The 25336-nt window shown below is 62.0% G+C and carries 24 protein-coding genes and 2 pseudogenes; 14 read left to right on the forward strand and 12 right to left on the reverse strand.

Annotation, left to right across the window (positions count from 1 at the left end):
- The first annotated feature begins 377 nt into the window (after positions 1–377).
- Positions 378–1388 carry a hypothetical protein gene (locus tag IVA82_RS03720; protein ID WP_247384738.1) on the forward strand — a complete coding sequence of 337 codons (1011 nt, stop codon included), beginning with the start codon at positions 378–380 and terminating at the stop codon, positions 1386–1388.
- On the opposite strand, the gene IVA82_RS03725 is transcribed toward IVA82_RS03720, so the two are convergent.
- A complete protein-coding gene (locus IVA82_RS03725) occupies positions 1319–1804 on the reverse strand; it encodes a hypothetical protein (protein WP_247384739.1) in 486 nt (161 codons plus the stop codon). The genes IVA82_RS03720 and IVA82_RS03725 overlap by 70 nt on opposite strands.
- A 289-nt stretch (positions 1805–2093) precedes the next feature.
- Here IVA82_RS03725 and IVA82_RS03730 point away from each other — a divergent pair, with 289 nt between their 5' ends.
- The 3 genes from IVA82_RS03730 to IVA82_RS03740 all read left to right on the forward strand — a co-directional run bounded on the left by IVA82_RS03730 (position 2094) and on the right by IVA82_RS03740 (position 5176).
- Positions 2094–2279, forward strand: a complete 186-nt coding sequence (locus IVA82_RS03730) for a hypothetical protein (protein ID WP_247384740.1) — start codon at positions 2094–2096, stop codon at positions 2277–2279.
- A gap of 227 nt (positions 2280–2506) precedes the next feature.
- Positions 2507–3808 (forward strand): divalent metal cation transporter, encoded by a 1302-nt coding sequence (locus IVA82_RS03735; RefSeq protein WP_247384741.1) that lies wholly within the window; start codon positions 2507–2509, stop codon positions 3806–3808.
- Positions 3809–3961: 153 nt separating this feature from the next.
- A complete protein-coding gene (locus IVA82_RS03740; protein ID WP_247384742.1) occupies positions 3962–5176 on the forward strand; it encodes a mandelate racemase/muconate lactonizing enzyme family protein in 1215 nt (404 codons plus the stop codon).
- A 50-nt stretch (positions 5177–5226) separates the two neighbouring features.
- Here IVA82_RS03740 and IVA82_RS03745 read toward each other — a convergent pair whose 3' ends face one another.
- The 4 genes from IVA82_RS03745 to rocF form a co-directional block, all read right to left on the reverse strand.
- A complete protein-coding gene (locus IVA82_RS03745; protein WP_247384744.1) occupies positions 5227–5511 on the reverse strand; it encodes a hypothetical protein in 285 nt (94 codons plus the stop codon).
- 112 nt (positions 5512–5623) lie between these two features.
- Positions 5624–6166, reverse strand: coding sequence for a cytochrome c (locus IVA82_RS03750; RefSeq protein WP_247384746.1), 543 nt, complete (start codon positions 6164–6166; stop codon positions 5624–5626).
- Positions 6153–7424, reverse strand: coding sequence for a sulfite dehydrogenase (gene soxC / locus IVA82_RS03755; RefSeq protein WP_247384748.1), 1272 nt, complete (start codon positions 7422–7424; stop codon positions 6153–6155). Before soxC ends, IVA82_RS03750 begins: the two co-directional genes overlap by 14 nt.
- Positions 7425–7591: 167 nt before the next feature.
- Complete coding sequence (gene rocF, locus IVA82_RS03760; protein WP_247384750.1) at positions 7592–8569, reverse strand: arginase; 978 nt, start codon at positions 8567–8569, stop codon at positions 7592–7594.
- A 286-nt stretch (positions 8570–8855) separates the two neighbouring features.
- Here rocF and IVA82_RS03765 point away from each other — a divergent pair, with 286 nt between their 5' ends.
- On the forward strand, positions 8856–9116 hold the full coding sequence (locus IVA82_RS03765; RefSeq protein WP_247384752.1) for a hypothetical protein: 261 nt from the start codon (positions 8856–8858) through the stop codon (positions 9114–9116).
- A gap of 16 nt (positions 9117–9132) precedes the next feature.
- Here the strand turns inward: IVA82_RS03765 and IVA82_RS03770 are convergent, their stop codons facing one another.
- Positions 9133–11877, reverse strand: coding sequence for an EAL domain-containing protein (locus IVA82_RS03770; RefSeq protein WP_247384754.1), 2745 nt, complete (start codon positions 11875–11877; stop codon positions 9133–9135).
- Positions 11878–11936: 59 nt separating this feature from the next.
- Positions 11937–13154: a FecR domain-containing protein gene (locus IVA82_RS03775; protein WP_247384756.1), complete on the reverse strand. Its 1218-nt coding sequence runs from the start codon at positions 13152–13154 to the stop codon at positions 11937–11939.
- A 131-nt stretch (positions 13155–13285) separates the two neighbouring features.
- Here IVA82_RS03775 and IVA82_RS03780 point away from each other — a divergent pair.
- The 3 genes and pseudogenes from IVA82_RS03780 (at position 13286) to IVA82_RS03790 (ending at position 16638) form a co-directional block, all read left to right on the forward strand.
- Positions 13286–15083: pseudogene (locus IVA82_RS03780) on the forward strand (ShlB/FhaC/HecB family hemolysin secretion/activation protein).
- Between the two features lie 151 nt (positions 15084–15234).
- Positions 15235–16065 carry an alpha/beta fold hydrolase gene (locus tag IVA82_RS03785; protein ID WP_247384758.1) on the forward strand — a complete coding sequence of 277 codons (831 nt, stop codon included), beginning with the start codon at positions 15235–15237 and terminating at the stop codon, positions 16063–16065.
- 255 nt (positions 16066–16320) lie between these two features.
- Positions 16321–16638 carry a cytochrome c gene (locus IVA82_RS03790; RefSeq protein ID WP_247384843.1) on the forward strand — a complete coding sequence of 106 codons (318 nt, stop codon included), beginning with the start codon at positions 16321–16323 and terminating at the stop codon, positions 16636–16638.
- A 197-nt stretch (positions 16639–16835) separates the two neighbouring features.
- On the opposite strand, the gene IVA82_RS03795 is transcribed toward IVA82_RS03790, so the two are convergent.
- Together IVA82_RS03795 and IVA82_RS03800 are read right to left on the reverse strand one after the other, a co-directional pair.
- Complete coding sequence (locus IVA82_RS03795) at positions 16836–17177, reverse strand: phasin (protein ID WP_148738675.1); 342 nt, start codon at positions 17175–17177, stop codon at positions 16836–16838.
- Positions 17178–17330: 153 nt separating this feature from the next.
- Positions 17331–17516: a hypothetical protein gene (locus IVA82_RS03800; protein ID WP_148738674.1), complete on the reverse strand. Its 186-nt coding sequence runs from the start codon at positions 17514–17516 to the stop codon at positions 17331–17333.
- 688 nt (positions 17517–18204) lie between these two features.
- Between IVA82_RS03800 and IVA82_RS03805 the strand changes: the two genes are divergently transcribed.
- Positions 18205–18561 carry a hypothetical protein gene (locus IVA82_RS03805; protein WP_247384759.1) on the forward strand — a complete coding sequence of 119 codons (357 nt, stop codon included), beginning with the start codon at positions 18205–18207 and terminating at the stop codon, positions 18559–18561.
- A 42-nt stretch (positions 18562–18603) separates the two neighbouring features.
- Here IVA82_RS03805 and IVA82_RS03810 read toward each other — a convergent pair whose 3' ends face one another.
- Both IVA82_RS03810 and IVA82_RS03815 read right to left on the reverse strand, forming a co-directional pair.
- Positions 18604–19179 (reverse strand): hypothetical protein, encoded by a 576-nt coding sequence (locus IVA82_RS03810; protein ID WP_247384760.1) that lies wholly within the window; start codon positions 19177–19179, stop codon positions 18604–18606.
- Between the two features lie 50 nt (positions 19180–19229).
- The gene (locus tag IVA82_RS03815) at positions 19230–19763 is read right to left on the reverse strand and encodes a GcrA family cell cycle regulator (protein ID WP_247384761.1); all 534 of its coding nucleotides are present in this window, start codon (positions 19761–19763) and stop codon (positions 19230–19232) included.
- Between the two features lie 166 nt (positions 19764–19929).
- Here IVA82_RS03815 and IVA82_RS03820 point away from each other — a divergent pair, with 166 nt between their 5' ends.
- Positions 19930–20538 carry a S24 family peptidase gene (locus IVA82_RS03820; RefSeq protein ID WP_247384762.1) on the forward strand — a complete coding sequence of 203 codons (609 nt, stop codon included), beginning with the start codon at positions 19930–19932 and terminating at the stop codon, positions 20536–20538.
- 108 nt (positions 20539–20646) lie between these two features.
- Positions 20647–20915, forward strand: a pseudogene (locus IVA82_RS03825) (hypothetical protein).
- 37 nt (positions 20916–20952) lie between these two features.
- On the opposite strand, the gene IVA82_RS03830 reads toward IVA82_RS03825, so the two are convergent.
- Positions 20953–21927, reverse strand: a complete 975-nt coding sequence (locus IVA82_RS03830) for a quinone oxidoreductase (RefSeq protein WP_148738668.1) — start codon at positions 21925–21927, stop codon at positions 20953–20955.
- A gap of 222 nt (positions 21928–22149) precedes the next feature.
- Between IVA82_RS03830 and IVA82_RS03835 the strand changes: the two genes are divergently transcribed.
- The 3 genes from IVA82_RS03835 to IVA82_RS03845 all read left to right on the forward strand — a co-directional run bounded on the left by IVA82_RS03835 (position 22150) and on the right by IVA82_RS03845 (position 24827).
- Positions 22150–22350 (forward strand): hypothetical protein, encoded by a 201-nt coding sequence (locus tag IVA82_RS03835; RefSeq protein WP_247384763.1) that lies wholly within the window; start codon positions 22150–22152, stop codon positions 22348–22350.
- 147 nt (positions 22351–22497) lie between these two features.
- Positions 22498–23445, forward strand: a complete 948-nt coding sequence (locus IVA82_RS03840; RefSeq protein ID WP_247384764.1) for a MoxR family ATPase — start codon at positions 22498–22500, stop codon at positions 23443–23445.
- Positions 23446–23450: 5 nt separating this feature from the next.
- A complete protein-coding gene (locus IVA82_RS03845) occupies positions 23451–24827 on the forward strand; it encodes a VWA domain-containing protein (protein WP_247493164.1) in 1377 nt (458 codons plus the stop codon).
- Positions 24828–25336: the final 509 nt, after the last annotated feature.

Here is a 25336-nt window from a genome sequence, read left to right on the forward strand (position 1 = left end):
CTGACGGGCTGGGTGTGGGTGCCGAACAACGCGAGCAAAAACGCAACTTCTTCCTTCGAACCGACCTTGATCATGACTGTCTCCTGTTAGACCCTTTGGTCGGAGCCAGCGGCCACGGCGTTCAGGGCTATCTGGTTTCAGCAATGTTTCAGGCGTGTTTCGTCGGGAGGCCGCCATGCCCAGCCGTTTCATTCGATCGCTGCGTCGGCATGCGGGTCGAAAAGCAACTGCGCGCGCAAGGCCGGGACTTCGGCTTATCCGGAGCTTCCCTCGTGCAATTTGGCGCTGCCCGTGTGAGATGTTTCACAATGACAACTCCCGCGCCGCGCTAGGCTAGGCGAGCGGTTCGCCTGCAGCAGATCACACGGCGGATTCCCATGTCTGACGCCGAAAATGCATTCGCTGAAGCCACCGATCAGTTGATCGGATTGTATCGCGGCGTCGAACGGCGAACCCTCGACCTGCCCCTCGTCAGCATCATGCCAATGCTGATCTTCCTCTGGGCGGCGTTGAAGTTTGAATTTTTCTTCGTGGTCGGGATTTTTCTCATCATTCCGGTCAACCTCGTCATAGCGATCCGAAACTGCTTTCCGGGACATTGGCGGCACCGGCCGTTCTTCCTGCGGCAACTTCACTATGTCTGGATCTGGTTATGGCGCGGCGAAGCCCCGGCTGCACCGCTGATATTCGCTCGCCCCCTCCTGATCATCCTCATGAAAAGCCATTTCCAGAGGCGGCTGCGGCGGTTGCGACAGGAAATTCTGCTCGGTGACGGGATATCCGACACGGCACGATCGGCGCTGCTGGATCGCCTGGATGCCGCGATTGAACGCTGGAAGTCACCGCAGTTTACCGCAGCCTTCACCACCATCCTGCTGCCGGCGCTCGCCTCCCTTCCCAGCTGGTACAAGCAGCTCACCGAGTTCTTCGCACTGTTCGCGGTCCCCTTGCCGCCCAGCCTCGTTGCGAACTTCGCTGCCGATCAGATCTCGCCCTTCGTTCTGCACAGCCTGTACTCGTTCGGGTTCGCCTTTCTGATCGCGATACCGATGACCGCGTTCCTGGCCAAGCGCGGTCTGTTTCTTGGCGCGGATCCCGGCAGGATATGCTTTCCCGGAGGACAAGACGGCCACGGAGTTTACCCCAAGGAGAAAGCAATCCTGGGCGGCGTCGGCGTGCGCATGCATGAGGCGCCCGCAGACCTCTGGCTTTTCGTCGCCAACCTTGTGCTCGGCTTGCCCCTGAGCCTCCTGTATTTGAATGACATGAAGGCGCAACCGCAGTATCGCAATTATCCAGTGGTGGGCCAATTGATCATTCAAGGCGTCGTCTTTTTGGCCCTCCTCACTCTTGCATTCATCCGCCGGGGACGAACCGGCCGCAGCTGAGCGCGCGATCGAGGTTCGATCACTTGGATCATGCGACAGGGCATCGTCTGCATCGCTGCATGGCCGCCCCGGCGGAGCCAGCGGCCGCCGCGTTCAGGACTATCTGGTTTCAGCAATGTTTCAGGCGTGTTTTGCCGGGCTGAAAGGCGTCCCGCAGCCGTGCTTTGCTTGCCAGTGATGATCCGTCCCGAAAGGAACGCTGCGAACGGTGATCCGTTGCAAGCTCTATGTACAAAGACGCGCTCTTTGATCAGTTGAGGCAGATCGAACGCGAGGTTGTCGAAGGAGAGCGGCAGCTTGCAGCGCAAGAGGCGCGTGTCGTCGAAATGAAGAGACAACATCTGGACATAACCACGGCCCAAGCCGAGCTTGAGATGATGCGCTGCAACCAACGCCAGCGTGAGCACGACCGACAACGTCTTCTCTGTCTTCTGCAGCCGTAGTGAGTTTCGACAGCGGCCGAAGTGGACGCATGACCAGACCCTCCTCCTGTGGGCCAATCCAGATGCGCGCCATAAACCCACGATAAGGACTGCCTCGTTGGGCGGCGTCGTTAGGCGTTTGCTTTGCCCAACCGATCCAACTTTAGTCAAATGCCGCATATCGGATTCGGCGGAATGAAATCTGTCTGCGCCATGCTGAGGCATCCACCGCCGGCAATGGCGTTGCAAAAGGATAGCGGAGCCCCCGAAGGAGAGATCGCCGATGTACTACGCCGCCGCCGCATTATTGGTGCTGTCGGGACTGTTCTACTCCGCGAGCCATCACGAGCTTGGCCAGGTCGGCACGAACATGTGCAGCTATGGCAGCGCGTTCTGCGATAATCCCCTGATCGTCTTTTCCGGCGCGGCGCTCGCTGCGGCCTGGGGCATGTTCGTCAGCATCAAATAAAGCGGCCAACCGGCTTCGCCGCCGGTGCGATCAAGCCCGCCGACCGACACCGGGGCGGGCTCGCGCAATTTTTGGACGATATAGTTCTACACCTGTTTTACCCGACGGAGCAAACGTACTTGGCATAATCAGAAACGCCGGACCCGTCGGGAGTGCCGGAACTTTTTGTTCCCCGGCCGCATTGATGGTAGGCCTTTCGGACCTTCCATGAATCGGCCCCGCCGCCCATGAGACATCCCTCCCAGCGCGGCAGCGCCGTTTCCTCCGCCAAATCCGCGCCGACGCTGCTGCAAAGGCTGGGACCGGGCCTGATCACCGGCGCGGCCGACGACGATCCCTCCGGCATCGCCACCTACTCGCAGGCCGGCGCCCAATTCGGCTATGGGCTGCTGTGGACGGTGTTCCTGACCACGCCGTTCATGATCGCCATTCAACTCGTCAGCGCTCGGATCGGGCGGGTCACCGGCAAGGGGCTCGCCGCCAATGTCATGCAGGTCGCGCCGCGCTGGGCGGTGCTGGCGCTGGTGTTCATGCTGGTTGCCGCCAACACCTTCAACATCGCCGCCGACATCGCGGCGATGGCGGAGGCGCTGTCGCTGGTCATCGGCGGGCTCAATCACGAGCACGCCCTGATCTTCGCGGCCGGCTCGACCCTGCTCGAGGTCTTTTTGCCCTACCGGCGTTATTCGCCGGTGCTGAAATTCCTCACCCTGGCGCTGTTCGCCTATGTCGCGACCGCCTTCACCGTGAAGATCCCGTGGAGCACCGCGCTGCTTGCCGCGCTATGGCCGAAGGCGAATGTCAGCGCCGATTATTTCCTGATGGTCGTCGCCGTGCTCGGCACCACCATCAGCCCATACCTGTTCTTCTGGCAGGCCTCCCAGGAGGTCGAGGAGATGAACCACGGCAGGCATGACAAGCCGCTGCGGGAGCTTAAGCACGGCGGCAACCCCGAGATCGACCGCATCAAGATGGATACCGTCTCCGGCATGCTGCTCTCCAACGGCATCGCCTTCTTCATCATCCTGACCACGGCATCGGTCCTGCACGCGAACGGCGTCACCAACATCAACTCGGCCACCGAAGCCGCTGAGGCGCTGCGGCCGCTCGCCGGCGATTTCACCTTTGCGCTGTTCGCGCTTGGCATCATCGGCACCGGCCTATTGGCGATCCCGGTGCTGGCGGGGTCGGCGGCTTACGGCGTTGCCGAGATTTTCGGCTGGCGCGCCACGCTGGAGGCCAAGCCGGACGAGGCGGTCGGCTTCTACACCATCATCGCCACCGCAACCCTGATCGGCTTCGGCCTCGGCTTCACCGGCATCAGCGCGCTCCACATGCTGGTGTGGAGCGCAGTGCTCAACGGCATCGTCGCCGTTCCCATCATGGCGATGATGATGGTGATCGTCTCGAGCGGCGCAATCATGGGCCGCTTCAAGGCGCGCCGATGGCTGGTTGCGCTGGGATGGTTCGGCACCGCGCTGATGGCGCTCGCCGTGCTCGCCCTGCTGGGCTCGTCCGTGATCGGCTGAGGCGTCGGAAGTGCTCCCGGCTACACCTGTCCAGTCTTCACGCCGGGCCGTCCTTGGCCTAACAATTGGCACTGAGGCCGGGCTCCGCGACTCCGGCCATAAAAAAACAAGCCTGATAAGAAAACAAAGCCCTGCCGGGCAACGGGGAGCGACATGACAAAATCATCAAAAGCAAGAAGCCTTGAAATCCTCGCCTGCGATGCCGGCTGGAGAAACTACCATTTCGTCAAGCTGACGACGGACGACGGCATCATCGGCTGGAGCGAGTTCGACGAGGGATTTGGCTCCCCCGGCGTCGGCGCTGCGATCCAGCGCCTGTCCGCCCGCGTGATCGGGCAGAACGTGTTCCAGCATGAGCGCATCCATGCCGAGCTGTTCGCGGCCACGCGTCCGGCTGCCGGCGGCGTGGTGGCGCAGGCACTCGGCGCGATCGAGAATGCGCTGCTCGATGCCAAGGCGAAGCTGCTGGGCGTGCCCTGCTACGAGCTGCTCGGCGGAAAGATCCGCGACCGCGTTCGGGTCTACTGGTCGCACTGCGCGACCTGGCGGATCAATCATCCGTCCTGGTACAAGCCGCCGATCGAAGATCTCAACGGTGTCAAGGCGATCGGGCGCGAGGTCGCCGAGAAGAAGTTCACCGCGCTCAAGACCAACATCTTCTCCTATGACGACGGCAAGCCGACCGGCTGGCGTCCGGGCTTCGGCTCGCCCTTTGCACCCGAGATCAATGTCGATCGCAAGATCCTGCGCGACCTGCGCACGCATCTGGAAGCCATCCGCGACGGCGCCGGTCCCGATGTCGACATCCTGCTCGACTGCAACTTCAACGCCAAGACCGAAGGCTATCTGAAGATCCTGCGGACCATCGCGGACCTCGACATGTTCTGGGTCGAGATCGACAGTTTCAATCCGGAAGCACTCGGTTACATCCGCAGGCAAAGCCCGCATCCGATCTCGTCCTGCGAGACGCTGCTCGGCCTGCGCGAGTTCCTGCCCTATTTCCATGAGCAAGCCATGGATGTCGCGATCATCGACACGCCCTGGAACGGCGTTTGGCAATCAATGAAGATTGCGGCCGCCGCGGAAGCTTTCGAGGTCAACGTCGCGCCGCATAATTTTTACGGCCACCTTTGTTCGATGATGAACGCGCATTTCTGCGCTGCGGTGCCGAACCTGCGTATCATGGAGATCGACATCGACCGTCTTGCCTGGGACCGCGAACTCTTCACCCACGAGCCCGAGATTCAGAACGGTCATCTGGTCATTCCGGACAGGCCCGGCTGGGGAACCGAGCCGAACGAAGAGGCATTGCGCGCGCATCCGCCGAAGACCAGCAGCGGGCTTCTCAATTACGGGCGCAAGGGCTGACGTTACAAAGGGCTGACGTTACAAGGGCCGACGGCCAAAAGGGCTGATGACTACGGCGTTACGGGATTGACCGTCGGGGACGTTTTCGGCCCAGGCCGCGAAGGCTCGATCGGCGATTTTGGTTCGGTGGGAAGCACGTCAGCGCCCGCAGCACGCGCAGCCTCGCCCGTGGTGTGGTACATCGCAACGTGCGCAGGCTGGGTCTTGGCCCGGTTCCATGGTCCATGGTCGACGATCAACATCGCGACAATGGTCAAACCCGCCACGATCAGCGCAATCACGCCGGGATGACGAAGCGCCGTAGAGATAGAGTACGCGAAGCGATCAGTTACCATCGAAACATCCGCACCTTTTCCTCACCCGGGCTAATTCAAAGGCGCCCGACGAGTTCCATGGTCTTCTCAAGCAAATTTCGAGCCAAGGCGCGGGAACTCTATAGCCACGCACTTACCTCTTCACATCGGGCCGCGCATCGCCGACGAAACTGTCGCGGTTCGGCATTTTGATGGCCGCAAGCGATTTTGCATCGAGGATTGCATTCTCTCCGACCAGCCCGTTCAGGCTCAGGACGTAAGCGGACACCGCATAAACATCGTCATCGCTCAGCGACTGCGGTGCGTTCTGCGGCATAGCGCGACGGATGTAGTCGAACAGCGTCGTCGCATAGGGCCAGAAACTGCCGACAGTGCGGATCGGCCTGGCTGTGCCGATCGTGCCTTGCCCGCCCGCGAGCCTGTCGCCGAGGCCGCCCTCGCCTTTCTCGCCGTGGCACGAGGCACATTGCTGGGCGTACACGTCGCGACCGTCCGCCACCGAACCACGACCCGGCGGCAGATTGCCGCCGCCGCGTCCGATGTCGATATTCCAGCCCGCGATCTCCGCTGGTGTTGCCGGCCGTCCGATGCCGTAGGGGCTTTGCGCCTGTGCGTCGCTGGCGCAGGCACACAGAAGAATCGCGAATGCGATGCCGCAAGTCTTACGCAAGCGCATTGGTCACCTCGCCGTCAGTCGCGACGCGCCAGGGCCAGATCGCATTGTTGTGGTAGAAAAAGTTCTCGCCGCGCACCGCGAGCAGCTCGGTCAGCGTCGGCTGCACATAGCCGGTCTCGTCGATGGCGCGGCTCTGGATCACTGCCGGCTTGCCGTCCCATCGCCATGGCAGGCGGAAGCGTGTCAAGGCACGCGTGAGTACCGGGTCCTGCAATCGCGCCTCCTGCCAGCTCTTGCCGTCATCGACGGACACCTCGACGCGCGCGATCTTGCCGTGTCCACTCCATGCGATTCCCGAGATCTCGTGAAAGCCGGGCGCGTCCAAATGTTGGCCGCCCGAGGGACGCGTGATGATCGACTTCGCTTCCATGTAGAAGGAAAACTCGCGCGCCGTGCCGTCCGGCAGAAGATCGGTATATTTCGAGGTCTCCTCGCGCGAATAGACCGGCTCTGCAGTCACGTGCAGGCGCCGCAGCCATTTCACGCTCATATTTCCCTCGAAGCCCGGTAGGAACAGCCGCAGCGGATAGCCCTGCTGCGGGCGGAGCCGTTCGCCGTTCTGGCTGTAGACCAGCATGGCGTCTTCGAGGCACTTCTCGATGGGAATGCTGCGCGTCAATGCCGCAGCGTCCGCGCCTTCGGCTATGACCCATTTGGCCTCCGGCTTCAGCCCCGCTTCCTGCAGCACCAGCTTCAGGCTCACGCCCGTCCACTCCGCACAACTCACCAGACCCACGAGGTCCGATGCGGTCTTGCCATAAGGTTTGCTGTAACCGGGATTGCCCGAGCATTCGAGAAAGTGGATGCGCGACTCCGACGGAAAGCGCCGCAGATCGTCCATGGTGAAGATCAGGGGCCGATCGACGAGGCCATGCAACATCAACCGGTGCTGCGCCGGGTCGATGCTCGGAACGCCACCATGGTGCCGCTCGTAGAACAGTCCGTTCGGCGTGATGATCCCATCGAGCTCCTGCAACGGCGTCCGGCCGGAGGCGGAAATGTACTGCTTCAGCGTCTTCGAGATGTTCTTGACGACGCCCTTCTCGAACGGCGAGGGCGCGCCATAGGGCTGGCTTCCCATCGGCTCGCCCGGCATCTTCATCCATTCTGGAGTGTTGGGCGGAAGGTTGTCCGTCTCTGCAGCAGCAGAAGCGCCCGCGCCGAGAACGGCGCCTCCGACCGCAACAGTGCCGCCTTTCAGAAAGCGGCGGCGCGTGGTCGTCACAGGATCATCGTCGGGATTGATCGTGCTGCTCATTGCGGATCCTCGGCTGGCGCTGAGCCCGCATGAAACATTCCAACGGCAGCATTTGCAATTGGCAGCTATTTCAAAAGCAGGCAATTTCGATCAGGGCTGACCCAAATCTGCCGGCTGCGAGAGCAGTTCCTTTCCTTGCAATGCACAAACGTCGCCGCGCGACAATCTCACTCGCCCGGTGCGATCGCGTTGCTCGGTGTTGGGCGGTCGGTGATTTGCTGGCCGAACAGGCTGCCGATCAGTTCGACCGCGGTGCGCGCGGTCCGGCCGCGTTCGTCCAGGAACGGATTGAGCTCGACGATGTCGACCGATCCCACCAGCCCGGAATCGTGCAAGAGCTCCATGATTAGGTGCGCCTCGCGATACGTCGCTCCGCCCGGCACTGTCGTGCCGACGCCCGGCGCAACAGAGGGGTCGAGGAAATCAACGTCGAAGCTGACATGCAGCACCCCGTCGCTCGCCCTGACACGCTCGATGACGCGCCGGATCAGCACGGCGACGCCGAACTCGTCGATCTGGCGCATGTCGGCAACCCTGATCCGGCGGGCGCGCATCAACTCCTTTTCGAGCTTGTCGATCGAGCGTATGCCGAACAGATCGAGCCCGTCGGGATCGATCGACACACGGGGATCATCACCCAGGAGGCCGTCGAGGCCGGGCTCGCCGCATAGGAACGCCGCCGACATGCCGTGCATGTTCGCGGTGATCGTCGTCTCCGGGGTATTATAGTCGGCATGCGCATCCAGCCAGAGCACGAAGAGCTTGCGACTACGCTCCTGCCAATGGCGCGCCATGGCGTTGACCGAGCCCATTGACAGCGTATGATCGCCGCCAAGGAAGATCGGAATCGCGCCGGTCCCGGCGATCTCATAGCTGCGACGACTCAGCGCGCGCGTCCAGCGCTGGATTTCCCGGTAGTGATTGGCCTTGTCCGGCGGACTGTCGTGGAGATCCCTGACTTCAGCAACGGAGAGATCGCCGTAGTCCACGACCTCGAAGTCCAGGCTATCGAGCAGCGTCGCAAGACCAGCGGTGCGCAGCGCGGCGGGACCCATCAGGGTGCCGCGCTGCGAGGCCCCCATGTCGATGGGCGCGCCGAGCAGGGCGATCCGCCGGCCTCGATCCGGCCTGGTCCGATCTGTCACGGCAGTCTCCCGAGGTCAGCAAGCTTGCGCTAGCCTAACAGAGATTCGCACCCGTCGTTTCACGGGTAATTCGACGAAAGTGCGCCACTCGAGGAGCATCCGGGAACAAAATCCGATAGCCCGAATTGCCAATCCAAGGCCCGGCGCCCGCCGTTTACTGCCACGCCTGTCGCGGATAGCCAAAGGTCGTCCGACATGCTGTTCAAAACGAACGCTCGCGAGGATAGCCAGAGGATAGCCAAGGGTGTCGGCCTCATTCACCGCATCAGAAGCGGAGTTTACAAACTTGAGCACGGAAATTCCGCAGTCCCCGACTCAGCCCGGCATGGCCGAGCGCGCCATCGACGCCGCGACCGACGTCTCTCACACGATAGGTGAGGTCGCGGGCGGTCTCCGCGCAGCTGTCGACCGCCTCACGTCTGCCATCGATGAAGCTCGAAAGCCCGGCAAACCGCTCGCGACGGTCGCGGCGATCACCCGCGAAGCGCCTTTGGCGAGTCTGTTCGTCGCCTTCCTCTTTGGGATAGCGGTCGCGCGCCGGCGCTAGAACCGAACGAGTCCGTTCAGGCAGCGCTGACAGCTTCGCATTCAGCCGCGAGGAATTGCCGTTCAAACGCCTCGGCAGGCATCGGACGGCCGAAGAAATAGCCCTGCCCTTCCTCGCATCCCATACTAATCAGGAAGTCAGCCGTGGCCCGGTTCTCGATGCCCTCGGCCACGACGGTGAGTCCAAGCTGCTTGCCGAGAGCGATGGTCGAGCCGACGATCGCAGCGTCATCGGAATCCGCGAGCAAGTCGAGCACGAACGAACGGTCGATCTTGAGTCCATCGAGTGGGAATTTCTTCAGATAACTCAAGCTCGCATAGCCGGTGCCGAAATCATCGAACAGGACGCGGACGCCGAGCTCCTGGATCCGCTTGAACATATCGAGCACGCGACCTTCGTCGTGCAGCAGGATGTCCTCCGTGACCTCGAGCTCGAGCAGCGACGGCGTGAGCCCGGTCGCATCGAGCAGTATCGCGACGGCATGCGCGAGATCACCGGAATGAAGCTGCGACGGCGACAGGTTGATCGCCACGCGCACGGTTTGACCGGACAGTTCCCACGTCCGCGCCTGCCGGCAGGCGGTCTCCATCACCCAGCTCGCGATGCGCTCCGAGAGTGCCGAAGTGTTGACCACCGGCATGAACTCTCCGGGCGAGACGTAGCCTCGCGTGGGATGCTTCCAGCGGATCAGGGCTTCGGCCCCGACCAGACCGCCGTCAACGAGGCGAACCTGCGGCTGATAGAACAGCTCGAACTCGCCGCGATCGGCGGCAAGCGCAAGCTCATTCTCCAGCGTCAGCCTGTTCTCCAATTCCTGTCTGATGCTGCTTTCGAAAATCACATGGCCGCCGCGCCGGGTCGCTTTCGCCCTGGAAAGGGCCAGATGGCCATTGCTAAGGAGATCGTCCGCACCCTGGCCTCCTTCCGGATAGACCGCAACACCAATGCTGATCCTGATACGATGCTGGCGCGCGCCCGTTGCGAGCGGTGCTTCGAATGCACGTGCGATGCGCTCGGCAAACTCGGCAATCGGCTCGCCAGGCGCTGCGCAATCGAGCGCGATCGCGAACTCGTCGCCGCTCAGTCGAGCGACGATCGCCTCCATTCCTACCTCGGACTTCAGGCGTGCGGCGACGGCGCGCAGCACGAGGTCGCCCGCCGAGTGTCCAAGCATGTCGTTGATCTGCTGGAAGCCGTCGAGCCCGAATACCAGCAGCGCGACATCCGAAGACCGCCGCTCGGCCGTGGCGATCAGACTGGCGAGTCCGGCATGCAGCGTATTGCGATTAGCAAGACCCGTCAGCGCATCATGTTCGGCGAGATACCTAACACGTTCCGCCTCGCGCTTGCGTACGGAGATGTCGCGCAGAATCGCACCATATTGGAAGCCATCCGTTCCCTGCCAACCCGAGAAGCTCGCCTCGACGGGAAAGGTCTCGCCGTTCTTGCGCCGGCCTTCGAACTCGACGACGACAGCGCCTCCCGGAACCAGAAGTGCCTGGCGCGCGGCGTCGCGCATCGCAGCAGGCCTCGCGCTGCCGTCGATTGCCACCGCGCACAACGTTTCGAACCGACGTCCAATCATCTCGGCCGGCATGTAGCCAAAGATCGCGCTGGCGCCCGGATTCCACACCGTGATGCGGTGATCCTCATCGGTGCAGACCAGGCCGTCGCCAAGCGACATCGCGATGCGGTGAAAGCGGCTCTCGGCAATGCGTCCCAGGAGGCTGCGGAAATCGATCTCGTCGAGCGCAATCGCCATCAGATAGGCGACGATAGCGATGTGGAACAGCGATGTGTCTATGACGAGGGGCCATTTGACCTGCACCAAAGCGGCCGCGAGCTCCAGTGCGGCACCCATCGCCACCAGCATCGCGACGCGAAAGCCTGAAGCGATCCGGCGCCAGCAAAAGAACATCAGCAAGCAGATGGCACACAGGCCAAGCACCATGCCCACGTCGGAGGTCCGACGCAGCGTCCGGTGCTGAAGAATTGATTCCGCGGCGAGCGCCTGGAGCATCGGCCCGGATACGATACGGCCATTGGGCACGCTGAATCGGTCACCGAGCTCGAGCGCCGTGGCTCCGATGATGACCTTCTTGTCCTTCAGCTTCGCCAGAGTCGCGGCGTCGCCTCGCAACACGTCGATGTAAGATACCTGCGGAATGGAAGCTGAGCGAATACTGAAGTCGATCAGGAAAGGCGAGGTTCGGCTGCCATTCTGTCCCGCCAGCACAACGGCCATCGAGGGCAAAAAGGTATCGCCGAGCTTCTCCCCGAATGGGTAACGCCGAACGAGGCCGTCGGGTTCGACCGCGACGTTGACGACGGCGGGCCACGACTGGTTGCCGAATGACTTCAGTGGGCGATTGATGTGAGCTGCGCCGCCATTCGGCCCTGGTTGCTTGAAGGACGGCAGAATAGTCGCGCCGCCGGCATTCCGCAGCGACTTGACCAAGGCCTCGTCGGTAGCGGGATCGGAGGGCGTGCTGAAGTCGACGTCGAAGGCGACGTCCTGGACGCCGGCGCTTTCGAGTTGTTGCAGCAATTCGCCATGCAAACGGCGGGGCCAGGGCCATACACCGATCTGGTCGATCGAGGGCGTGTCTATGGCGACGACGACGACGTCACCACTGGCCTCACGGGATTGCCAGGCGAACCGCAGATCGATGAGCGCATTACGAAGGGAACCGTGCCATCCCGTGGACAGCACGATCGCCAGCGCAGTCGCAACCAGAATATGTGGTCGAAAGCGTTTCACCCGATCCTCCCGCACACCCACGTTCTGCGGATGCGCCTCTCTCCCGCTAGGGAAGGGCCTCAGTGTCTGCCGTGTCCCGACGTGCCGCCGTGGCCGTCGCCCCCATTGCCGCTGCCGCTACCGCCTTCGTTGCCGCTTCCGTTGCTTGCAGTCCCGTTGCCGGAATTTCCGTTACCACCGGAATTGCCATTGCCCGCGACCGAGCTGCGGTTTGCCCCATGCGCATTCTCGCTAGACGCGCCGGCCATGGTCGCGGCGGTGCTCGCACCTGATGAGTTCGTGCCCGTTGTGGCGCTACTTGTCGTCGTTGCGGTCTGAATGGCGCTATTGGTTGGCGTCGTGCTCGTCGCGCCATCGCTCCAGACCGTCTCGGCGCGGGATTGTGACGGACCTCTCATTGCGCCCGGCGCCGTTGCACCGCGTGCGAGGCCGTGCGTCGCTTTGTGGACGTTCAGCTTCACCTCGCCAAGCGAGCCCGAGATGCGGATCACGCCGGCCCGGAGATGGGACCCGCGGGCCGCCTGCTGGGATTTCAAGCCCGCGCTGGCCGCCTTAATGCCTTTCATGCCCTTCTCGAACTGACCGAGGGCATGAAATGCGTGACCGTTGGCGGCGTTGCGGGGAGCCGATAAGCCCGATTTCGGCACCGGGATCCGATCGATCGTGGGTGCACGCGGGTTACCCTGCTCGATTGCATTGAAAGTACCAGCCCCGCTCAGGCTGAGACCGGACTTGCCGTGCTCAAAGGCGGTCGCCACCTGGCCCGGCAACACCTGGGCAATCTGGCCCGTCTTGAAGTCGGAGACTTCGACCTGGCCGCGGAGCACGCCGACCTTGGTGCTGCCCGCGTTCACGGTAACGCTGAACTGTGTTCCCTTGACCACTGCCGCGAGATAAGGCGTCTCGACCTCGAAATGTTTGACGTTGCGCTTTTCGACCTCGAGCAGGATCGAACCCGCTTGTTGGATGATGGTGGTCGAGAGCCCGTCCTTCTTCTCAGCTGGCAGGCCGACCACCGAGTTGGGCGAGATCAAAATCGCTTCCTCACCGCGGACCAGGAGCACGCGACCGTTACGTCCGGTGCGAATGGTATCGCCGGACTTCAAGGTCTCTTCCTGCTTCAGCGAGACTTGCTGCGCACCGTCCGTCGCGATCCAGACGTCTCCCGACGCCTTGCTGACCGACCATGCGTCGCCCTCCGCTGCGAACGCGTGAGAAGCGCTTCCCAGTATCAGCGCCGCCGATAAAGCGCGCCGCAGTCCATCTCTGCCAAGCATGATGATCCTCAGTCCGGAGTAGCCCGGCTCTGAGGGTTATCGGATATCTCTCAAGATAGGATTAGCCGCAGTCCCGGTAAGATCACCCGCCGCCTTAACCATTCATTGACCATAAAAAACTATGAAAAATCATGAGGCTAACGTCTCCTTACGATTCCTGCAGCGACACTCCGTTGAACTACGGAGCGCCCCACTTATGGATCCGTAAATGGAGGTATTTAGCGACCGCAATGGGCCTGTTGCTGCCGACGATTGCGGGAATTCCGCAAGCGCTCGCGCAGCAGGCGAGTCAGCCCGGCTTCGATCCGCGCCAGACCGAAAAATATTTTGACACGCAGACCGACCGAAATTCCCGTGGAGGAGCGTCTGTCAAACTACCGGCTGTAGGGCGTCCCGACAACCGCGCCGACACCCGTCCGCAATTTGTGCTCCGCGGCGTAAGCATCAGCGGGGCCGATGCTCTTCCGCACGAGAGCATCACGGGGACCTATCAATCCTACCTCGGAAGACAGGTCTCCCAAGCGGACCTAGCGGCGATCGCCGTCGCCATCAGCGATCTCTACCGCTCTGCCGGTTTCCATCTGACCCGGGCCATCATCCCGCCGCAGGACATTCAGAACGGACACGTCCAGATCCGGGTGATCGAAGGCTCCATCGTAGAGACCGAGCTCAAGGGCGACGGCGCCGAACAATTCGGGATTAGGCCGATGCTCGGCCCGGTCCTCGCCGAGCGTCCATCGCGACTGGCCACGCTCGAACGCCAGCTTTATCTGATCAATGGATGGCCGGGTGTACGGATCTCCGACACCGCGCTTGAAGAAATCGGTCTGGCAACCGGTCGCTTCCGGCTCACCGTCTTTCTGAAGACCTGGCATATCTTCACCTCGTTCGGTCTGGACAATCTCGGATCCTCGACGGTCGGCCCGTGGCAGAGTTATGCGACAGGAGCTTTCAACTCCTATCTCACGCCCGGTGACACACTGGTGGTGAACCTATCAGCGACCGCGAACGATCCCCGCCAACTTCGCTTCGGACGCCTGTCCTATGACGCCCCTGTCGGCGTCGACGGCGTGCGTCTCGGTGCTTCGCTGCTGCACAGCGAGGTCCGGCCGGGGGATGCGCGACGCCTAGACAGCGATATCACGACAACAGATGCATTCGAGCTTCGGGCCAGCGTCGTGCCGCTCCAGTCGCAATCCTCGTCCCTTATCCTGACGGCGGCCACCACCTTCAGCAATGTGTCCGAACGCGACATCTATGGGCCCTGGTACAATGACCACATCAGGTTCGCGAGCCTGGGCGCCGATTATCGGCTCCAGGACCGTTTCGGCGGCACCAGCTACGCGACGCTGATCTATCGGCAGGGCCTCGACATCTTCGGCGCCTCCCATTTTTACGACGACCTTCTGTCGCGCGACGGCGCTTCGTCGAACTTCTCGGTGCTGAACTTCTGGTTCACGCGCTACCAGACACTCGACGATACCTGGTCACTCAAGATCTCCGCGGCAAGCCAGACCGCGTCGCGCCCGCTGTTCATCTCACAGCAGTTCTACCTGGGTGGTGCGGCCTTCGGCCGGGGCTATGGCGCGGCCGAGATCAGCGGCGACAATGGTCTTGCCGGGTCGCTCGAACTGCGCTTCGACCAGAGAGCTCAGTTTCCGCTATTGGAGCGGCTATCAGCTCTATGCTTTCGGCGACGCCGGCGCCGTCTGGAACGACGGGTACCGCCTCAGCGATGGCCTGTCGTTGACATCGGCCGGGGTCGGCGCGCGGCTGTTCCTGTGGGATGACCTCCAGGCCGATTTCGGCGTCGCCGTCCCCTTGAGCTACCGGGCGCCGGACAATGAGCGCCGCAGCCCGCGCTTCCTGTTTACGCTCTCGAGCGCCTTCCGGCTCTGCCCTGAGCGCGGCAAGACCGGGGGTCTCTAGCCGCGCAGCCTTCGCCGGCGCATCCCCATGCGGCCCTTTTGGGACCCTTTTCACAGACTTGCCTAAATTAAATCCCGTACTCTGCTCACGATCGCTCGATCTACAGGTCTGCAATATCTATCTTCAGTCAAAAGTGATCGAGACGGAACCCATGAAAAGGGTGTGTGCAATTCTGGCTTTTCTTTGCGTCCTCGGTGTCGGCGAATATTTCGTCGTCAGCCGGTTCGCGATCCGCCATGAGACTTTGACGCTGTTCGACGCTTCGCGCCAGCGGCCCATCACGGTCGAAGTCGCTGTGCGGCGCGACTATGAGACCAAGGCCAATCTCGGACTTTGGAAGCTTCCACTCGCGATCATCAGCAACGGCAACACCGTCAGGGCGTCCGAGTATTCGTTCCTCGCCAACGTGCTCGCCGCGCGCGGCTATCTCGTCACCAGCATTCAGCAGGACCTCCCGAGCGATCCGCCATTGATGACCCGGGTCGGTCAGCCATATGTCGGCCGGCGCGAGGTCTATATCCGCTGCGAGGCCAACATCCTCTTCGTGCTGGGCGAACTGAAGAGGCGGCAGGAGAACGCCGATTACGACCACGTCACCCTCGTCGGACATTCCAACGGCGGCGATGTCTCCATGTATGTCGCCCATCAGCATCCTGAATTGGTGTCGAAAGTGATCACCCTCGACAATCTCCGGGTGCCTTTCGTGGTCAGCGATAAGATGAAGATTTTGTCGTTCCGTTCGAAAGATCCGCATTTCGTCACCGATCCCGGCGTGCTGCCGACGCCGGAAGAAGCCAAGGCGCGAGGCATCGACATCGTCCATACCGGCGCACATCATACCGAGATGAGCGACCGCGGCCCCGACTCGGTCAAGGAGAAGATCCAGGCGACGCTCGACCGCTTTTTACGCGACAGTGCAAGCAGCTCGCTCGCGCCTGCCGATACGAGAAGCCCGATGATCATGAATCCCGGCGATTACTAGTCCGGCTGCCTTGCGCCAGATCAAGGCCTCTTCGATCCCAGTGCGATAGGCTGTCCGCACAACGTCGGAGAGACACGTGCCGGACCATACCGAAAGCCTTGGCCTGCCCGCAGCAAGGAGAGCGGGGCCCGTCCGTCATCTGTATCGCTCCGCTCGCCGACTGCTGCGGTCGATCATCGCTCGCATCGATCTCTCGCAATTTCCGGGATCGTGCTGCGGATGAGCAGCCGCAGGCAAATGCGTAAGGGCTGCCTGATGCACCAGCATTTGAGGCAAATTTGTCTGCTTCTCGTCGTGGCATCAACCCCCGGCGGTTCGGTGGCATCCGCCGCCAATGGCGATCATGGCGGCGACCTTGCCAAACGCTGGTGCGCAAGCTGCCACGTCGTGACGAACGGCCAGAGCCAAGCCAGCGCAGACGTGCCCTCCTTCGCGTCAGTTGCGCGCAGACCAGACTTTAGTCCAGAGAGGCTCGCTTTCTTCCTGCTCGATCCGCATCCGAAGATGCCGAACTTTCCCCTGAGCCGGACCGAAGCCAGCGACATCGCAGCCTATATCGGATCGCTGCGTTAGCATCGCGCCGGTCAATCGCGGCGTTCACTCCGCAACATGCAAATCCCTGCCGGTTGAACCGACAGGGATCAGCAGAAAGGATGATGGACGGCGAATGAGACTCATCCGGTGGCCCATCATGGACCTGCACCGGGATTGAAATGCGCCTCTTGCCGCCGCGCAAGACCAATTTGTGAGCAGACGCAACTGCGCGATAGTCAGGACTTGCCTTTGCCCGGTTGCATGAAGTTGCCGGTCATCTGGCGCATGTGATCCCCGGCATTGGTGAACTGGCTGCGCAGGAATTCGGATTGGATCCGCATGGCTTCCTGAAGGTCGGTCGCGTGAACGAGCTTGCGGGCGTGCTCGAACGCCGCCTTCATGTTCTGCTCGGTAAAAGCGAGCGCCTGTTTCGATACTTCCGTGCCCGTCCCCGGAACCGACGTCATCGATTTGGTGGCGGCATCGAAAAACATGCCGAATGCCCTTTCTGCTTGGTCGATCGTCTTCTCGGCCAGGTCGCGCAGTTCGGCCGGAACTTCCAGCTTCGGTTCGATCATGGTCGCTCTCCTCCCTTTTTTCCAACTGACTATCACATTTGCCGTGCTGGCTTCCAGCGCGTCAGACCAGGCGGCAGGCGCAACCGGGCCGACGGCAGTGCGGCAGGGCCAACGCTCGGGAGAGCAATATGACGCCGGCCGGCCGCCTCGGCCTCACGACAGGGGATATTCGGGGAGCGATTCGTCAGTCGCGAGGTCTTCGACGAGTTTGATGACTTCGAAACGTTGCCGAGGCGCTAGCTTCAGAAATGCCCGCATCAGCCGCAGACTTTCGACGGTGCTGCTCGCAGGCGCGCCGAGCTTGAGGTGCAGTTCAGCCGCGAATTCGATGTTCTTCATCTCGCACCCATGACAAGGATCGGCTTTCTCGATCTGATCTAGAGGCCCTCGCTCGAGAACCGAACGCCATAATCGAGCGCCATGGCGACGACGAACTCTCGGCCAGGGCACCTGCGGGTTAGCACGCTGAACTGCACATCCGGGCGACGGCTCGACCCGATAGGTTGCAACTATGACAAGGAACAACCACTTCGGCAAGCCCAACCGCCCGCGTAGCGATGCGTCATCTGCACTGCAACACGGCGATTCCGGATAACAGGAATATGGAGCGCCGTCACCCACCTGCGTCAAGAGGCTGCATAATCCCGTACGCCGGCTTGATTGCCAATCGACACGGCGTTTCGTCTGTTTTCCAGGGTGAACGGAGGTTGGCAGACGCGGACTATTGTTTCGTCAGGGTATACACGCGATTGTTGAGTCCGATCTCAGCGGTTGTATCGCCGACTAAAGCGAATATCGATCCCGCAGCTAGTCTCTAGCGTCTTGACCGGGGGCCACCGAAGCCGATCGAAGCGGCGAGCGCGTTGGGATCGACTTTCTTGTCTGCCCTCTGCATCACGTCGATTGCGTTTCCGCCGATGAACCGTTGTTCAAGATCGAGCGACCAAGCAGTTGCGAACGGCCACGCAAACCACGCTGCCATGGCTGATCTCGAATCAGGCGCGTGTCAGCACCAAAGGACGACGGCATGCTTTCTCGCTGCGATCTCATCAAGGGCGCCGCACTCGCGCTTCTCACCTTCTCGATACCAGGCGCATGGGCGCAGGAGACCAAGATGAACCTCTTCAAGATCGTTACCATCAAAGACGAGATCATCATCGGACTGTCAGCGGAGGAACTTCAGGCGCTCGGCGGCAATGACGCGAGCGGGGTGGCGCACGCACTGGCGCAGAAGGGGGATCTCACCGTCTGGCAATACAACGTGCATCGGGGCGCGAACGGCGAATTGCAGCAGGCGCCGACCGCCAGGATAGGGCTTCTCGCCAACGCCTCGCTCCGCGTCGAGCCCTATACGACGCCCTACCAGATCGTCCCGCATCCGTAGCGAACGGCGGCGCGCCAGCGGCGAAAGCCGCCGGCGCCCACATTATCGATGCGGCTCGGGGCGCTGCCCCGTGGCTTCTGTTGCAAAACCGTAGATCAGAGCCAGCCGGTCGAGGCATTCGCGAAAGCGCCGCGCAAAATAGTCCCTCCAGCGCTGGGTGCGGACGGCGCGGCGCTGTCCGATCTGGTCCATCGTCAGGCCCAGCACCAGCACGTCGTGCACAAGCGCGGCACCATCGGTGCCGAGCTCGCGCTCGATCCGGTTCAGCCGCAGCACCGCCTGGCGCTGGCTTTCGGTGACAGGCTCCCGCGTGCGCGCGCCATCGACATATTCGCGGGTCGGATCCACCGCCTGAGGCCCCCGTTCCGCCCTCTCCCAGTCGCTCTGGAACGCCCGGCCACCTCGGTATTGCACCTCGTCGATCTGATGGTGTGAATGCAGCCGGCCAAGCGGATCGCTGCGGATGGAACGCAGAGCGACGATCCTGTCGCCGGAATCGAGCGCCATGGGATCGTCGACCTCGATTTCGGCCACCTCGCCATTGAACGGCAGCTCACGCGACCGGCGGTCGTAGATCTTGGCCAACTTGTAGGAACTATTGCGTCGAACACGTCCCACTCGAATACTCCTTGCAGAAAATCGACGATTGAACCGGCTGCGGCCGCCCGTCAGGCAGCGGAAACGAGCCTCAGCACGACAGGAGCCGCGTTGCGCGCGGAGCCGGTTGCGGGCCGGCGAGTCAGGCGGAGATGGGGCGCGCAATAACTGGAGCCCGGCTGGAGTGGATGACCGCAGAAGATGATCTCCTCCCCATCCCTGTCGCCGCCATAGGGATAGCGGCACTCGCCTGGTTCGAGTTGAACCAGAGAGATCAGGCGCGGCTGCACGCCAACACAGCGCAACTTGACCGGCGCGGCCGGCTTTAGTGCCGATTTCGGCGGCAGGTTCAGATATGGCAACCTCTGACGTCCCGGGGAAAGCAGACAGGCCTCACCGAGCAAGGACGGAACGATTGACGGACTGGTCATCCGTGCTGGCGCCGCGAGTCCGAGCCGCTTGGCGCGGCCGACCACCGCATTGCGTGAGTAAGCCGTTCCAAACCTTGCGTTAATCTGTCTTCCGATCTCCGCATAGGACATTCCTTTGAGAAAATAGTCGCGAAGCGCGTCGGAGTGCTCCGACGACCAATGGCCCGGTTCCATGCTGCTGTCCCGTGATGCGCCACATGTTGACCCACGCGGTCGGGTGGCGGAACATACATTCCGGTATTCCGAAACAAAAGTCAATCGAAAATTCTGATATTCATAATTGCATCAATTCCGAATTTCGGATTACAAGAGGCAAGACCACGGCATCAAGGAAATCACCATGTTGGACGTTGCAATGATCGAACGGGGCCTGGAGAAGACGGGCAAGAGCAAGGGCGGCCTCGCGGCCGCCATGGGCGTGCGGCCGGGCGCGGTGTCGGAAATCCTCGGCGGCGAACGCCTGGTGAAGGCGTCGGAAATTATTCCGATTATGGAATACCTCGAGCTGAATCTGGCGCCGATCATGGGCCGGGTCGGCGCCGGCGCGGTGATCGAGCCGGATTATGAACAGGTTCCTCCTGAGGGACTCGGCGACATCGCGCTGCCCTTCCCCATCATGGAAGAGACCGTCGCCTTCGAGATCGTCGGCGATTCGATGCTGCCCAAATACGAGAACGGCGACGTAATCGTGGTCTATAAGGACCAGCGCCATCCGCTGTCGAGCTTCTACGGCGAAGAGGCAGCGGTGCGATTGAAGACTGGGGAACGCTACCTGAAAACCATCGAGCGCGGCAAAACTCCCTCCGTCGTCAACCTCACCAGTTTCAATGCCAAGCCGATCGTCGGCGTCAAGCTGGACTGGGTCGGCGAGATCTGCCTGTCGATGCCCAAGGGTCAGCTCGAGCGTCTGCGCGCCAAGTCGGCGCGCCCCCGCAAGAAGAGCAAGTAGGCGCCTGGTGCGAATTTCCGATTTTTGGCAATCGCGCTTGACTAAATTATGATTTTCGGAAATACGCTATCGCGACCCGGACCACTTGGGCCGCGGTAGGGCCATTCCATGCAATATTTCGTCGTGATGCTCGGCGGCGTGGCCGCGAAGCGGTCGTCGATCCCGAAATCACCCGACGCGAGGTCGCCTCCTGCGTCACCTCGGGTGAGTATCGAAACATCTCTTTCATTCACGAGATCGTGGACCAATCGGTCGAGGACGTGACCGAAGCAATCCTGACCGAGGCCGCCCTTCCCCAAATCCCGCCTGACGAAGTCGACCTCCAGGCGATCCGCCGCGATCACGCCCGCGACCTGCGCAAGCACGAACGAACGTGACGCAGGCCTACGGCCCACGTCACTGTCCGGCCGGAGACTACACCGTGAGAACGGTCGATCCCGTGGTCTTGCGCGCGGCGAGATCGGCGTGCGCCTTGGCGGCGTCCTTCAACGGATAGGTCTGACGCACCTCGATCTTGACAGCGCCCGACTTGACGACGTCGAACAGTTCGCCTGCCATCGCGACCAGGCTCTCGCGCTTGGCGGCGTAAGTGAACAGCGTCGGGCGCGTGACGTAGAGCGAGCCCTTCTGGGCAAGCAGGCCGAGATTGAGCGGCTCGACGGCGCCGGAGGACGCGCCGAACAATGCAGCGACGCCGAGCGGCGCGAGGCAATCCAGCGATTTCAGGAAGGTGTCCTTGCCGACGGAATCATAAACCACCGGCACCTTCTTGCCTCCGGTGATCTCGTCGACGCGTTTTACGAAATCCTCACGGGTGTAGATGATGACGTGGTCGCAACCATGCGCCTTGGCGAGCTTCGCCTTCTCGTCATTGCTGACGGTGCCGATCACGGTCGCGCCGAGATGTTTGGCCCACTGGCTCAGGATCAAGCCGACGCCGCCGGCTGCAGCGTGGAGCAGAATGGTGTCGCCGGCCTTCACCCGATAGGTCTGCCGGATCAGATACTGCGTGGTGAGGCCCTTCAGCATCATCGCTGCCGCGGTCTTGTCGTCGACACCATCGGGCAGCTTCAACAGCCGGTCGGCAGGAATCAGCCGCGCCTCCGAATAGGCGCCGAGCGGTGAGGCGCCGTAGGCGACGCGATCGCCCGGCTTCAGATCGGTAACACCGGGTCCGATTTCCTCGACGACGCCGGCCGCCTCGCTGCCAAGACCACTCGGCAGTTGCGCAGGATATAGACCCGAGCGGTTGTAGATGTCGACGAAGTTGAGACCGACGGCAGTGTGGCGGATACGCGCTTCACCGGGTCCGGGCTTGCCGACACTGACCTCCTCCCAGACCAGAACTTCAGGGCCGCCGGTCGTGTGAAAGCGAATGGCATGTGTCATGGGGTTGCTCCCTTTTCGTTGCAGTGAGGTCCGAGAACCGGATCTGCAGGTGAAATAGGCATTTGGTCTGCCCGTTACAGTCCAGAGCCGTAACAAGAATGTCACAGCTAACCGCAAATCTCCGCCGTTCCGCCTCTGTTCGAAAGAGTTGATGACGAGGCCGGCGCGACCGGCAGTAACCTTTGCACGGGGTTTGGTAGTCGCCTGCGAAGGAGAGCCGAGATGCCAGCTTATGTACAGCATCATCAGGATATCGAAATCGCGCCTGTGATTTGCCCCACCTGCATGGGGTTCCTGCCGATGTATGTGCGCGAGGTCGAGCCGCACTGGAGCCTTGCCAAGATCGACTTCGTCTATGAATGCGCCGATTGCGGTACCGAGGTCAGGCAGACGATCCGAAAGCGCGAGCTGTCGCGGCACTGATCGTACGATCGGCCAATCGCGCAAGTATTTGCGCGAAGCGGAAAAATCACCGTTCGCACGGGTCTGCTGCCTCCTAAACGAGGCTTGTTCTTTGCCCGGAACGCAGGCAGAACAAGCCTCAAGCAAGACCTTTGGGAGCGCCCTTTCGTGGCTGAACAGAAGGCCTCGACCGCGATCGAGGCAGTGGAGAGCGGCCTCGCCGCGCAGGGCTATATCGCCAGCCGGCAGATCGCGACCGCCGTCTATTTGTCGCACCAGATCGAGAAGCCGATCCTGGTCGAGGGTCCCGCGGGCGTCGGCAAGACCGAACTTGCCAAGGCGGTCGCCGCCTGGCGCGGCAAGAAGATGATCCGGCTGCAATGCTATGAGGGTCTCGACGAGGCCAAGGCGCTCTACGAGTGGAAATACGCCAAGCAGCTCCTCTATACCCAAATCCTCAAGGACAAGCTCGGCGAAGTCCTTGGTGGCGCACAGACGCTGCATGCCGCGCTCGAACAGCTCCACGATTTCGGCGACGTATTCTTCTCCAAGGAGTTCGTCGAGCCGAGGCCGCTGCTTCAGGCGCTCGAGCATCCCGGCGGCTGTGTGCTGCTGATCGACGAGATCGACAAGTCCGACGCTGAATTCGAATCGCTGCTGCTCGAGATCCTCTCGGACTTCCAGGTCACGATCCCTGAGTTCGGCACGGTCTTCGCGATCACGCCGCCGACGGTGATCCTTACCTCCAACAGCGAGCGCGATCTCGGCGACGCCTTGAAGCGGCGCTGTCTGCATCTGCATATCGGCTTCCCCGAGCAGCGGCTGGAGGAGCGCATCGTCGAAAGCCGCGTGCCTGGCATCTCGCAGACGCTGCGCAGGCAGATGGTCGGCTTCATCCACGAAATCCGCTCGCTGGATCTGAAGAAGTTGCCCTCGGTCAGCGAGACCATCGATTGGGCGCGCGTCCTGGTGCTGCTTCAGGCTTCCGAGCTCGACACCGAGATGGTCAAGGACACGCTAAATGTGCTCCTGAAATACGAGGCCGACATCGAAGCGGCTCAGCCCCAGATCACGACCTTCATTGCCAAGGCAGCACGATCCAACGTCTTCGGTTGACTCCGATGCGCGAGAATATCCATCGTTTCTTTCGGGCGGCGCGCGGCGCCGGCGTGCATGTCTCGCCTGCTGAAAGCATCGATGCGATGCGTGCGGTCGCAGAGGTCGGCTTGTCCGATCGCGCCATTCTTCGCGACACCCTCCTTCTGACCCTCGCCAAGTCGCAAGATGAGAAGCTTGCGCTTGGCGAGTGTTTTGATCTGTTCTTCAGCCAGCCTGAGCCACGACAAGAGCAGCCTGAGGCCAACAATGACGACACTCCGCAGGAAGCGGCTCAATCTCGCTCCTCGGGTGCAACCAGCGATGCGGGCGCGAATCAGCCGTCCGAAGGACTGGGTCCGCTTGCGCAGATGCTGCTTTCGCAGGACCGCAATGCGATCGCGGCCGCGATCGCCAGCGCCGCCGGCGCGGCGTCCCTGTCCGACATCCGCTACTCTACACAACGCGGCATTTTCTCCAGTCGCATCCTCGACGCCATGGGCCTCCAGCGGCTGCGCGACGATCTCGACGAGTTGACCGCGACCAACCCGGCACTGGCCGAGCGCCTCCGCGCCACGCTCGAGGGCTTGCGCGAGGCCGTGCGCGACACCGTCGCGCAGGGGCTTGCGCTCTATGCCCGCGAAGAGGCCGAAAACCTCCGCAACGAGATCTTGCGCAACGCGCCGCTCGCGCGCATCGAACGGCGTCAGGTCGCGGAGATGCGCGCACTCATCCGCCAGATCGCGCGGCGGCTGCGCGAGCGCTATTCAAAGCCGCGCAAGCGTCAGCGCCGCGGCCATCTGGACGTACGCCGCACGCTGCGCCGCAACGCGGCCTGGGGCGGCGTCCCCTTTCTCACGGCCTGGAAGCGCAAGCATCGCGACCGGCCGAAGATCGTGGCGTTGTGCGACGTCTCGGGCTCGGTCGCGCAGGTCTCCGATTTTTTCCTGCTCCTGATCCACTCGCTGCATGAAGTGGTCGACGACGTCCGCTCTTTCGCCTTTTCCTCGCATCTGATCGAGGTCAGCGACATCCTGGAATCGAAGTCGCCGGAAGAGGCCATGGCCGAGATCATGTCCAAGGTTGGCTTCGGCTCATCCGACTATGGTTCTTCCCTCGTCGATTTCGAGAAGGAGTGGATGAACACGCTAACGCCGCAGACCACGGTAATCGTGCTCGGCGATGCCCGCAGCAACAACCTCGACCCGCGCGCCGACATTTTGCGCCGTATCTGCGAGCGCTCGAAACGGCTGGTCTGGCTCAATCCCGAAGGACGGCTCGCCTGGGGCTTTGGCGACTCGGAAATGCCGCGCTACGCGACCTTTTGCAGCCTGGTGCGCCAATGCGCCACGGCCCAGCAGCTCGAGCGCGCAGTGTCCGATATCGTGGCGACTTATCAGTAGGCGACGATCGGCTCGCGTCAGGCGGCAGCCAGCTCGGCCCCCGAAAAAGGTTGCACTCGCGGAAGTGATACGCGATTTCGTCGAGAGCACGCTGCTCCCACTCTTCCGCCTGCGCGAGCCAGAAAACGCGTCGCTCCGAATCCAGCGCCGCGCGCTCCCGGCAAAACAATTCCTGACTGCGAATTTCGACCAGCCTGTTCATGCACTCCACTCCTGCCGCGTGAAGCCAATTCCCCCGCGAGTCAGCGTAACAGACCCTTGAACGCTCTGCCCACCTTCCTGTGCACCTCGCAGCGCGGGATGGGGCAGCAGTACTGCCCGTGCAGCGCGAACCTTGCGACGCAGCATCACGCCAACATCATCAATTGGTGATCGATGACCCCGACGATATTCGTCCGCTGCGGATCTTAACTATTGTGACGCAACAACGTGCGGCAATTTGTGAAGAGACCTTTCTAAACAGCTATCGAATTCCCGACTCAATGTCGTCGCACGGTGTTCACGCAGCG

The organism is Bradyrhizobium sp. 142, from assembly GCF_023074015.1.
Taxonomy (GTDB): domain Bacteria; phylum Pseudomonadota; class Alphaproteobacteria; order Rhizobiales; family Xanthobacteraceae; genus Bradyrhizobium.

What these genes read in the sequence shown, in the direction of transcription:
- IVA82_RS03815 (WP_247384761.1), bottom strand. Translation starts at nt 19,763, where the DNA reads ATGGAACCGGGCCATTGGTCGTCGGAGCACTCCGACGCGCTTCGCGAC.
- IVA82_RS03800 (WP_148738674.1), bottom strand. Translation starts at nt 17,516, where the DNA reads ATGAAGAACATCGAATTCGCGGCTGAACTGCACCTCAAGCTCGGCGCG.
- IVA82_RS03745 (WP_247384744.1), bottom strand. Translation starts at nt 5,511, where the DNA reads ATGGTAACTGATCGCTTCGCGTACTCTATCTCTACGGCGCTTCGTCAT.
- IVA82_RS03795 (WP_148738675.1), bottom strand. Translation starts at nt 17,177, where the DNA reads ATGATCGAACCGAAGCTGGAAGTTCCGGCCGAACTGCGCGACCTGGCC.
- IVA82_RS03835 (WP_247384763.1), top strand. Translation starts at nt 22,150, where the DNA reads ATGCCAGCTTATGTACAGCATCATCAGGATATCGAAATCGCGCCTGTG.
- IVA82_RS03785 (WP_247384758.1), top strand. Translation starts at nt 15,235, where the DNA reads ATGAAAAGGGTGTGTGCAATTCTGGCTTTTCTTTGCGTCCTCGGTGTC.
- IVA82_RS03805 (WP_247384759.1), top strand. Translation starts at nt 18,205, where the DNA reads ATGCTTTCTCGCTGCGATCTCATCAAGGGCGCCGCACTCGCGCTTCTC.
- IVA82_RS03775 (WP_247384756.1), bottom strand. Translation starts at nt 13,154, where the DNA reads ATGCTTGGCAGAGATGGACTGCGGCGCGCTTTATCGGCGGCGCTGATA.
- IVA82_RS03790 (WP_247384843.1), top strand. Translation starts at nt 16,321, where the DNA reads ATGCACCAGCATTTGAGGCAAATTTGTCTGCTTCTCGTCGTGGCATCA.
- IVA82_RS03820 (WP_247384762.1), top strand. Translation starts at nt 19,930, where the DNA reads ATGTTGGACGTTGCAATGATCGAACGGGGCCTGGAGAAGACGGGCAAG.
- IVA82_RS03830 (WP_148738668.1), bottom strand. Translation starts at nt 21,927, where the DNA reads ATGACACATGCCATTCGCTTTCACACGACCGGCGGCCCTGAAGTTCTG.
- IVA82_RS03730 (WP_247384740.1), top strand. Translation starts at nt 2,094, where the DNA reads ATGTACTACGCCGCCGCCGCATTATTGGTGCTGTCGGGACTGTTCTAC.
- IVA82_RS03720 (WP_247384738.1), top strand. Translation starts at nt 378, where the DNA reads ATGTCTGACGCCGAAAATGCATTCGCTGAAGCCACCGATCAGTTGATC.
- IVA82_RS03845 (WP_247493164.1), top strand. Translation starts at nt 23,451, where the DNA reads ATGCGCGAGAATATCCATCGTTTCTTTCGGGCGGCGCGCGGCGCCGGC.
- soxC (WP_247384748.1), bottom strand. Translation starts at nt 7,424, where the DNA reads ATGAGCAGCACGATCAATCCCGACGATGATCCTGTGACGACCACGCGC.
- IVA82_RS03740 (WP_247384742.1), top strand. Translation starts at nt 3,962, where the DNA reads ATGACAAAATCATCAAAAGCAAGAAGCCTTGAAATCCTCGCCTGCGAT.
- IVA82_RS03735 (WP_247384741.1), top strand. Translation starts at nt 2,507, where the DNA reads ATGAGACATCCCTCCCAGCGCGGCAGCGCCGTTTCCTCCGCCAAATCC.
- IVA82_RS03750 (WP_247384746.1), bottom strand. Translation starts at nt 6,166, where the DNA reads ATGCGCTTGCGTAAGACTTGCGGCATCGCATTCGCGATTCTTCTGTGT.